This window comes from Lyngbya sp. CCY1209, assembly GCF_035615495.1.
In the GTDB taxonomy this organism is placed as follows: Bacteria; Cyanobacteriota; Cyanobacteriia; order Cyanobacteriales; family Microcoleaceae; genus Limnospira.
In genome coordinates this window covers 1-9,588 of record NZ_JAJENU010000150.1, presented here as the reverse complement: position 1 = coordinate 9,588, position 9,588 = coordinate 1, and the positions used below count along the sequence as shown (strand labels likewise).

Below are 9,588 nucleotides of genomic sequence, written 5' to 3'. Positions count from 1 at the left end.
TTTTCCCAGGCGGCTACCCGCCAAGTATCTTCGCCGTTTCAGCGTTTCACATCCGAGTTCGAGATGGATCGGTGTGGGTCCACTGAGCCATAGGCACCAGGAAAGCTTTAAAATCTTTCGCTGGGTTCGAGAGTGCGCCGTTGCGCTTTCCTCTCTCGCACAATTAACAATAGTAGTGGCTCCTTTCGGAAAAGTCAACCCCTTTGGGAAAATTTTTTTGGATTTTTCCCAAACCCAGACCGGGCGGGGGTTGCGCCCGTCCTATCCCGGCGGCAGCAGCGCTTCGAGTTCCAAACCGGCGGCGGCCCGGGCCAATTGTTCCACGTCCTTGGGATTGTCCAAATACGGGAGGACGCCCAAAATCGGGATTTGGGTCAGGGGAGTTATCAGATCGGCCGGAGTCCAGTTGTCGATGTCCGCTTCGGTGCGGGGTTCGACGCAGTTGAGGACGATGCCGCGCAGGTTGACGCCCGACTGGCGGGCGAGGGCCACATTCGCCACCGACTGGGCGATCGCACCCAGTCGCACCGGCACCACCAGCACCGTCGGCAACCGCCAGTCCCGGGCTAAATCCGCGACGGTGAGTTCCCGGGTGACGGGAGATCCCAACCCCCCCAAAGCCTCCACCAGCACGAAATCCCGGCTTTGCCGCAGGTGGTTGAGGGCGGACCAGGCTTTTTCCAACTCTACGGTACGATTTTCTCGCTCCGCAGCCAAGGGGGGAGCCAGCGGCGCCTGGAAATGCAGGGGTGCGATCGCTTCCAAGGACTCGTCGGGAAAAAATAGGTCGCGATACAGTTCGCGATCGCCCATTCCCGACTGTAGCGGCTTCAGGACGCCCAAACGGCGGGAGTCTCGATGGGTTTTCCAATAGGCAATTAAAGCGCTGGTTAAAACGGTTTTTCCAGCTTCCGTATCCGTCCCGGCAATCAGCAGTGTATTGTCCACGTTCTCCTCAAATTTCGCTCGTTGTTGGGCTTTAGCCCCCGATGGGCCCAAGGGCAACAACAAATCATTTTATATTAATTTATTTTGCACTGCCGAAATGACCTCGGCGATGCGATCGCTCGGTGCCGCGGACATGAAAACCCCCGGATAAAGGGCACTTCCCCAGTCGGGATGGAGGGCGAGGGAACACAATCCCCGCTGGAGGGGAAAGTTTAACAAGGTGGCGACGGTTGCCGCGTCGCTGTGGTGCAATTCGCCGGGTTTTGATAGCATCGGATAGCCGGTTTTGGGGTCGATGATATCGGTCATCCAACCCCGTCGGTTCAGTTCAGATGCGACCTCAAAAGCGAAGTTTAAAAAGCGATCGCGCAATTGTTGTTTTTCCGCTTCAATTTCCGGAGTGCTTTTGGTGAGGGGAAATCGCGATCGCTGCAATCGGACAACCACCCGGATTTCGTCGGAATTCCACTCCGGCAAAATTCGCGTCAGATTGTCCCTCAAAAAAGGGGTGGGGGGGTGGATCGAGATTTGGGACGGGCGATCGCCTGCTGTCGGTAAATTTTGGGTCGGAATGGATAAAATTTTTGACATCACTTATCGTTGCTAGTATAATTGGGGCAACCGGTTTGCCCCCACAGTTGGGTTTTTCTCACACCACAATTGTCCGTTTCAACTTTATTTAAGCACAATTTTGATACAGCATTTGTTCCCAAGCGTCGGCTTCTATGGGGCGGCTGAACCAGTATCCCTGAATGCGATCGCAGCGGTGATTTTGTAGGAACAGCTTGTCCGCTTCGTTTTCGACTCCTTCGGCGATCACTTTCAATCCGAGGGTGTGGGCGAGTTGAATGATACTGCAAACGATCGCGGCGTTTTTCGGATTTTCGGAGACGTTGTGAATGAAGCAGCGGTCAATTTTAAGGATGTCGAAGGGGAACTGTTGCAGGTAACTCAAGGAAGAATAACCCGTCCCGAAATCGTCCAAAGAAAGGCGGACTCCCAAGGCTTTGAGTTCCTGCAAGGTCGCGATCGCACCTTCGGGATCGTCCACCAGGACACTTTCGGTCAATTCCAATTCTAAATTTTCGGGATTGAGCCCGGTTTCCTCCAGGATTTCTGCCACGCGATCGCAGAGATTGCGTTGGCAAAATTGTAAGGCTGACAAGTTGACCGAAACGGAGATATTGAACCCCCGATCTTGCCAAATTTTCGCCTGTCGGCACACCTCCTCGATCATCCAGTTGTCCAACTCGATAATCAAACCCGTTTCTTCCGCGAGGGGGAGAAATTTTCCGGGAGAAACCAAGCCCCGCTTGGCATTTTTCCAGCGGACTAATGCTTCTGCACTCATCCCCATTCCCGTGGACAAATCCAGTTGAGGTTGATAGTAAACGATGAGTTCGTTTTCCGTCAAAGCATGGCGGAGATCGCTTTCTAACATGAGGCGATCTTTGGTATTGACGAGAAGATCGTCGGTATAAATAACGGGACGGGGACTCGGCTGCTGTCTGGCGTGGTGGAGAGCGATATTTGCTTTTCCCAGTATCCGTTCCCAACTGCGATCGTCTCCGGGATAGAACGCCATTCCCGCACATCCGCCGGTTCCCAGGTGATAATTCAACAGGGAAAATGGTTCGGCGAGGATCGCCAGAATTTCTCGAATTTTTTCAGCCGCTTCTTGTCGGTTCGATACCGGAGATAAGAGGATTCCGATTTGTTCGCCATTCGACCAGATGATGCTTCCGGTGTCGCCCAAATGGGAAACTATTCGTGCGATCGCCCCCTCGAATAATAACCGGCTGCACTCCGCACCGAAACTGTTTTTGTATTCCTCCAACCGCTCCAAGCTTAACAATGCGATCGGGATATTTTGACCTGGTTTAAAATGGTTTAATAGCAGCAAATTAAATCTATCTTGTAAGCCAATTTTGGCATCAATTTTTGTTAAATTATCGTGAAAAATTTTAACATCAATAGAGGGTAAATTTGGGTGAATATATGGGATATTTAAAATTCGATTTCTTGTCCGTTTTTTTAATTGAGATTGCATCGCCCCCAGCAATTCAGATTTGCTGTAGGGTTTGGTGAGATAATCGTCGGCACCCAACTCCATTATCCGTCTCAGCGAGGCGCGATCGCTCGCCCCCGTCAGACAAATAAAAGGAATTTCTGCCGTCGTTTCATCGGTTCTGATCCGTTCCAAAATCGCGTATCCATCCAAGTCCGGTATCATCAAATCGCAGAGGATCAAATCGGGTTTTTCGGTGCGGGCGAGTTCGAGTCCGGTTTGGCCTTTTGTCGTCCCGATCGCCTCGAAGGATTCGCATTTGAGCAACTTGACGAGACTATTTAATAAAATGCGATTGTCCTCGATGACCAAAATTTTGTTCATGGCTCGGTTTCTCCTGGGTTGGGAAAGATTGGGTTTCGGACCCGGACGCTGAGATTCTGGATTGATACATAGATTTTGCGACATTTTTTTGACTGCGATCGCGGAGTCCAATTCACCTGAAAAGGCACGGTCGCGGCCGTTCGTAACTGAGGGTTCCCGATCGCGGCTATCTTCGACTCTATGTTTAGAATAAATAATTTTTGGGATGTAGCCAGTGATATCGGTCATAATTGATCCGTGAGATCCGTGGGCAACCCGATGGGAATCATCTCACAGGGGAGGGGGGTTCCCAATTGAGTCAGATCTAAAACGTGGCCCCCCGTCACCAGATAAACCGAGTCGGCGCGAGCACCCACCCGACGCACCAACCCCCCGAGGCGATCGCGGAAAACCCGCCCCGAGGGGTAGGCGGGCACCAACCCCCAACCCACCTCCTCCGCCACCAAAATCACTTCCCCTGTCCCCTGCGACAACACCCCCAACAATTCTTCGACGGCATTTTCCCAACGAGGTTCGTCCCACTCCAGCAGGTTGGCCAGCCAGGTTCCCAGAGAATCCACTAAAATGCAGGTATCCGGCGCCGATGTCGATGCGATGGCCGTCGCCAATTCCACCGGCACTTCCAACGTTGTCCAGTCGGGCGGACGGCGATCGCGGTGCACTCGGATGCGATCGCACCATTCGCGATCGGTCGGGTCCGTCCGCGATGTCGCCACGTAAACCACCCGCTTTCCCGCATTTTGGGCCAACATTTCCGCCCACTCACTTTTGCCCGACCGCGCCGGGCCGGTCACTAAAATCAATCGCCGGGACATGGGAGTTGATGCACTCATGAAATTTTTTTGCTATAGTATAGGTTTTGGAGTTTTCCGATTTTAGAGCCACCTGGGGGGGCGATTTGCCAATGCAAAAATGGAAGCTGACCACTGAATTTACCTTCGATAGCGCCCACTATATCAAAGATTATGACGGCCCCTGTGGTCGCCTCCACGGACATACCTATAAAGTGCGAGTCGAAGCGACATCCAACCAACTTCACACCTCAGAATACTGTCCCCATCCGGTGATGGTGGCGGACTTCCGAAGCTTGCGTTGGGCGAAGCGAGATATGGAAAAAGGCGGACTCGATCACGGCGTTTTGAATGACATCCTGCCACCGAAGTACGAGACGACGGCGGAAATGATCGCCCAGTTTATCTACGACGAAACCAAGAAGCGTGTCCCGGAGGGTGTCCGCCTGAAAGTGATGGTTTCGGAAACCCCGAATTCCTGGGTGGAGTACGAAGACGAACCTTAATTAACCATTAATAATTAACCATTAATAATTAATAATTTGGGTTGCAATTTTCTCTCTTTTGGGAGAGGGAATTAGATCAGATCCGCCGGTTTGACCGCCCTTTGTAAGGGGGGAGGGGCTTCCCGTGGGGGCCACCTTATAGGGTTGCCCGATGTTCGAGTATTTGATCGGATTTGATATGATTGATTGTTGATTTTTAATTGTTGAGGGCATCCCCCGCCACCTGTTAATGAATTGTTAAAAATTTTCCCTCCAAATCGGGGGAAAATTTAATTTTATCCTAATGTTTGGGAGGGCGGTGGCGAGGCTGGCTTTTTTGACCGGCCTTGCCTATACTGTAAGGAAGACCTCGGGGTTGAGAATATGGAAGTTCAGTTTAATATTATCCGACAAACTAAAGATACGGAGCCGCGGGTTCAAAGTTACCGCCTGGATGTCGATCCGGGAACGACCATTTTAGAGTGTCTGAATCGGATCAAGTGGGAGCAGGACGGCACCTTGGCCTTTCGCAAAAATTGCCGCAACACCATCTGCGGCAGTTGCTCAATGCGAATTAACGGGCGATCGGCCCTGGCCTGCAAAGAAAACGTCAGTTCCGAATTGAACCGCCTCGAACGCATCGCCGCAGCCAATTCCGACGCCGACGGCGACGACTCCATCCCCACCTTCACCGTCGCACCGATGGGCAATATGCCCGTGATCAAAGATTTGGTGGTGGACATGGCGGACTTTTGGAACAACTTGGAAGCCGTCGAACCCTACGTCAGTACGGAAGCCCGCAAAATCCCGGAACGGGAATTTCTCCAGAGTCCGGAGGAGCGGGAAAGTCTGAACCAGAACGGCAACTGCATCCTCTGCGGCGCCTGTTACTCCGAATGCAACGCCCGGGAGGTGAACCCGGCTTTTGTCGGCCCCCACGCCCTCGCCAAAGCCCAGCGGATGGTGCTCGACTCCCGGGACGATCGCACCGAAGCCCGCTTAGAAAACTACAACGAAGGTATCGGGGGGGTTTGGGGCTGCACCCGCTGCTACAACTGCAACACCGTCTGTCCGATGGAAGTCGCACCGATGGATCAGATCGGCAAGATCAAGCGGGAAATCCTCGATCGCAAGACAGCCCGAGACAGCCGCCCCATCCGCCACCGCAAAGTCATGATCGACCTGGTGAAGCAGGGGGGATGGGTTGACGAGCGGAAATTCGGGCTGATGGTGGTCGGAAATTACTTGCGAGATCTCGAGGGCCTCCTGAGTCTGGGTCCCCTCGGGTTCCGCATGGTGCTGCGGGGCAAATTCCCCCTCTCCTTTGAACCCTCCGAAGGGACTCAAACCGTGCGATCGCTGATCGAATCGGTGCAACGTTTGGAACAGGAGAAACCCTCAAAAATTGACAATTGACAATTGATAATTGACAATTAATCTTTGGACTCCCGACTCCCACCCCAGATGTTTTTGAATTGACGATCAGGATTTGAGAGCATGACTTCCCCGAGCCCTTCCGACACCGAACAGCCGACCCCAACCCCCCCCGCCGAACCCGAACCGAGTTTCGGTTGGACATCCTACGCCGAACAGATCAACGGGCGATTTGCGATGGTGGGATTCGTGATTCTGCTGTTGCTGGAATTTTTCACCGGCCAAGATCTGTGGACTTGGCTGGGTTTGCGCTGAGAGCTGTCAAATCATTGATTTTCCCTGATTCCCTAATACCGACTCCCGCCGCCACAGATGTTGAATTTGGGGTGAAAGCCGGCGGGGAATCGGGGTTTGGGCCCCAGCGACTACTGAGCTTCACTGACTTGGAGCAAATATTCGCCCCGGCCTTGGTCGTCGTAGGCGTTGACGATGACGCGGTAGATCCCCGTACTCGGCAAGGTGACGGTGATTTGGGAGTTGGTATTGGTTTCGTCGATATCGTCGTGTTCTTCGAGCAATTCGTCGTCCGGGGTGAACAAGGCCAGATAGGTGTCAAACTCGGAACTTTCGACGCGGATGGTGACGGTCTGTCCTTCCTGTCCCGAAAAGGTATACTCGTCGTACAAGCTGCCGTCGGCGGGCAGAACCGAGTCCCCCTCTTCCAACACGCCCTCCTCTTCGAGAATCATTCCCGGCGTCGGGGACTCCGCCGGTTCGGGAGTCTCCATCGGTTCCGGCGACTCTGCCGGCTCGGGCGGAAATTCCGGTGCCGGCGTTATCATGTTATCTGGAGTCTCCATTTCATCATCCGGAGTCTCCATTTCATCCGGAGACGCTTCCGGTTCGAGGGGTTCCATATCCTCGGGGACTTCCGGTTCTTGAGTCAGGCGGAACTCTCGGGCGATCGCGGACGGGGGTGAAAGTAGAAGGTAAACGGGCACAATCGCGAGCAAGCTGGTGCTGGCGGCCCAAAATTTGACGTGCATAAATTACCTCACACGGGAAGACAGTAAGGGACGTTAACAGTCTACAGACAGAACCGGGCAGGGCGATCGCGATTTTTCGATGTTACCCTAACGGACTCTGAGCAGGTACTCACCTCGACCGGTACTATCATAAGCATTCACGACGACTCGATATAGACCCGTCGCCGGCAAAGTCACGATCAGGCGGGAGTTGCGATTCGACTCGCTCACATCGTCATTTTCTCCGACGAGCTGGCCGTCGGGGCCGAATAGAGCCAGATAGGGGTCGAAATCCGAACTTTCCAGATCGATCGTCACCGACTGCCCCGCCTCTGCTTCAAACGTATACTCGTCGTACAGGCTGCCATCCGAAGGAAGCACGGAATCCCCCGACTCCAACACGCCCTCTTCCTGCAAGATGAGACGGCGCGGCTCAGTTGCCCGGGGGTCGTCATCCGCACTCCGCAACCGCAACTGGTAAGTCCCCGACTGTCCCGCTTCGTAGGAATTCGCCAAAAAGGTGTAAATGCCGCTCTCGGGCAACGTCACTTCGATGCGGGCGTTTTTGTCGCCCCCGCTGTCGTCGTCCTGGGCTAGTTCCGCCCCCTCCGCATCCATCAAAATCAAATAGGGGTCGAACTCGCGGCTGGTCATTTCCAGGATCACCCGCTGGCCCGCCTCTCCTTCAAACATATAAAGATCGTAAAAACTCTCATCGACGGGCAGCACGCTGTCCCCTTCTTCGAGTCTCCCCGTCACTTCCGGGCCATTCAATTCCAGTTGTTCGGCGTCTTCGTTGCCGAACATGACGGGACGCTGCTGTTGGGGGGTCTGGGGGGCGCGTCCGTCCCGGACTGCCTGCAGGAAGGGGGGCACGTTGTCCACGGAAATGGCGAAGCCGATGCCGATGTTGCCGCCACCCCGGCCCCGGGTGAAAATGGCGGTGTTCACCCCGATCAGTTCCCCCTTGCTGTTGAGGAGGGGACCGCCGGAGTTGCCGGGGTTGATGGCGGCGTCCGTCTGGATTAAATTGCGATCGGGGTCGATGCGGCTGACGATGCCGACGGTGAAGGTGTTTTGAAATTGGCCGAAGGGGTTGCCGATCGCAAAGGCCCGCTGTCCCACTTTGATCGTCCCGGGGCGGGCGATGGGGATGGTGGGTAAATTGCGGGCATCGCGAATTTTCAGGACGGCCAGATCCAGCCCGTTTTCCCCGTAGGCTACCACGTCCGCGATCGCCTTGCTGCCGTCCGAGAGGGTAACTTCCACTTCGCCGCCCTGGGAGACGACGTGGGCGTTGGTGAGCACCATCCCGTCTGCGCTGATAATTGTGCCACTGCCGTTGGTTTTTTCCGTATCGATGGATACGACGGCGGGGCTGGCCTGTTCGTAAACTTTGATATTGATCTGTTCGACAATATCCTGGGCGAGGAGAATGCCAGATTGAGCAGATTTGGCTACGGGAGAACCGGAACGGGCGGCGGTCAATTCGGGGGGACTGGCCTGGGCGACGGCGATCGCACCTGAGCTGGCGACGACGGCCAAGAGTCCGGAGGTGAGGAAGTGCAGGGGGGTGGAGTTCATCAATTTTTCCCGCTGGGTACCCCCTCTCCATTTGAATGGGTCGCCGGGGTAGAAAGTGGGGCGGGTCTACCACTTTCCGCTGAACAAGTGGATGCAACTACAATGGCGGTTCGTTCCGAACAGGCGATCGCAAGAGTGGCGATCGGGTTTGAATCTCAAATCGATCGCGACAGATTAAATAAAATTATACCGATCGAATCGGCTATTGCCCGCCGCGCCGAACTGCGGGGAATTTGAGATTTTCCTCGTTTGCCCAATTACTGTGGCGCGAGCGGCACGTTTAAAGCTTGGCCGAATCGGTTGTAGACGACGATATCCCACTGTCCGTTGAGGCTGGACTCAAAGGCGATGAGGGTGCCTTCGGTGTCGATGGTGGGGTGGCGAACTTGGGCGTCGAGGTTGGCCGTGAGATTCCGCAACTGGCGGGTTTGGCGGTTGTAGAGGTAGATGTCGGACCGTCCGCCCCGGGTGGAGGCGAAGACGATGTAGTTGCCATCTTCGGAAATGGCCGGGTGCGAGGCGATCGCATCCATCGCGTTGAGCCCCGGCAGGTCGATCGATTCTTCGGTTTCGCGGTCGTAGAGGTAGATATCCTGGCGGTTGAGGCGATCGGAGGCGAAAATCAGATATCGCCCGGAAATTTTGGGGCTCATCTCCGCCTGGGGGGAGTTCGGGGCGGTACCCCCGGAGTTGAAAGGAATATTGAGTAGCCGCGGATATCCGCCACAGCCACCGAGGAGTCCCAGCAGCGCGATCGCGCATAAAAGTAGCCAGCAGCGTTTCACCATTTTCTATCAATTCTTAATCATCGGCGGCGATCGGTCTGAGTGCTGATCCGGGTCAAAATCAGGTTTCTCTGTTTCAATTTAACTCAATCCCCTGAAACGGGCATCACTACAATATGAGTCCTTCTTGACACTCCCCGCGCTAAAGCGACGGAGATTCTTCCTTCAACGATCCGACTTGCCCTGACAGGTTTGCACCAGCCA

At 54.6% G+C, this 9,588-nt stretch carries 11 protein-coding genes and 1 rRNA gene; 4 read left to right on the top strand and 8 right to left on the bottom strand.

All coding sequences use genetic code 11. The annotated features are described in order from the left end of the window. The 5 genes from rrf to cobU form a co-directional block, all read right to left on the bottom strand. A 5S ribosomal RNA gene (gene rrf / locus LKE08_RS01885) occupies window positions 1-101 on the bottom strand; the annotation flags it as partial. Between the two features lie 160 nt (window positions 102-261). Beyond that, entirely contained in the window at window positions 262-948 is a 687-nt protein-coding gene (gene bioD, locus LKE08_RS01880) for a dethiobiotin synthase (protein ID WP_324702495.1), read from the bottom strand. A gap of 69 nt (window positions 949-1,017) precedes the next feature. Next, entirely contained in the window at window positions 1,018-1,539 is a 522-nt protein-coding gene (locus LKE08_RS01875) for a methylmalonic aciduria and homocystinuria type D protein (protein ID WP_324702494.1), read from the bottom strand. An 88-nt stretch (window positions 1,540-1,627) separates the two neighbouring features. Then, the gene (locus LKE08_RS01870) at window positions 1,628-3,340 is read right to left on the bottom strand and encodes an EAL domain-containing protein (RefSeq protein WP_324702493.1); all 1,713 of its coding nucleotides are present in this window, start codon (window positions 3,338-3,340) and stop codon (window positions 1,628-1,630) included. Window positions 3,341-3,564: 224 nt separating this feature from the next. Continuing rightward, on the bottom strand, window positions 3,565-4,173 hold the full coding sequence (gene cobU, locus LKE08_RS01865; RefSeq protein WP_324702492.1) for a bifunctional adenosylcobinamide kinase/adenosylcobinamide-phosphate guanylyltransferase: 609 nt from the start codon (window positions 4,171-4,173) through the stop codon (window positions 3,565-3,567). 71 nt (window positions 4,174-4,244) lie between these two features. On the opposite strand from cobU, the gene LKE08_RS01860 reads away from it, so the two are divergent. The 3 genes from LKE08_RS01860 (at window position 4,245) to LKE08_RS01850 (ending at window position 6,305) form a co-directional block, all read left to right on the top strand. Beyond that, the gene (locus tag LKE08_RS01860; RefSeq protein WP_324702491.1) at window positions 4,245-4,637 is read left to right on the top strand and encodes a 6-pyruvoyl tetrahydropterin synthase family protein; all 393 of its coding nucleotides are present in this window, start codon (window positions 4,245-4,247) and stop codon (window positions 4,635-4,637) included. Window positions 4,638-5,000: 363 nt separating this feature from the next. Next, a complete protein-coding gene (locus tag LKE08_RS01855; RefSeq protein ID WP_324702490.1) occupies window positions 5,001-6,032 on the top strand; it encodes a succinate dehydrogenase/fumarate reductase iron-sulfur subunit in 1,032 nt (343 codons plus the stop codon). Window positions 6,033-6,113: 81 nt separating this feature from the next. After that, on the top strand, window positions 6,114-6,305 hold the full coding sequence (locus LKE08_RS01850; protein WP_324702489.1) for a chlorophyll a/b-binding protein: 192 nt from the start codon (window positions 6,114-6,116) through the stop codon (window positions 6,303-6,305). Window positions 6,306-6,415: 110 nt separating this feature from the next. Here the strand turns inward: LKE08_RS01850 and LKE08_RS01845 are convergent, their stop codons facing one another. Beyond that, window positions 6,416-7,036, bottom strand: a complete 621-nt coding sequence (locus LKE08_RS01845) for a PPC domain-containing protein (RefSeq protein ID WP_324702488.1) — start codon at window positions 7,034-7,036, stop codon at window positions 6,416-6,418. Window positions 7,037-7,123: 87 nt separating this feature from the next. Next, window positions 7,124-8,599: a DVUA0089 family protein gene (locus tag LKE08_RS01840; RefSeq protein WP_324702487.1), complete on the bottom strand. Its 1,476-nt coding sequence runs from the start codon at window positions 8,597-8,599 to the stop codon at window positions 7,124-7,126. 87 nt (window positions 8,600-8,686) lie between these two features. Between LKE08_RS01840 and LKE08_RS01835 the strand changes: the two genes are divergently transcribed. Continuing rightward, window positions 8,687-8,836, top strand: a complete 150-nt coding sequence (locus LKE08_RS01835) for a hypothetical protein (RefSeq protein ID WP_324702486.1) — start codon at window positions 8,687-8,689, stop codon at window positions 8,834-8,836. A 20-nt stretch (window positions 8,837-8,856) separates the two neighbouring features. Here the strand turns inward: LKE08_RS01835 and LKE08_RS01830 are convergent, their stop codons facing one another. Continuing rightward, the gene (locus tag LKE08_RS01830; RefSeq protein ID WP_324702485.1) at window positions 8,857-9,387 is read right to left on the bottom strand and encodes a Tol biopolymer transporter periplasmic protein; all 531 of its coding nucleotides are present in this window, start codon (window positions 9,385-9,387) and stop codon (window positions 8,857-8,859) included. Window positions 9,388-9,588: the final 201 nt, after the last annotated feature.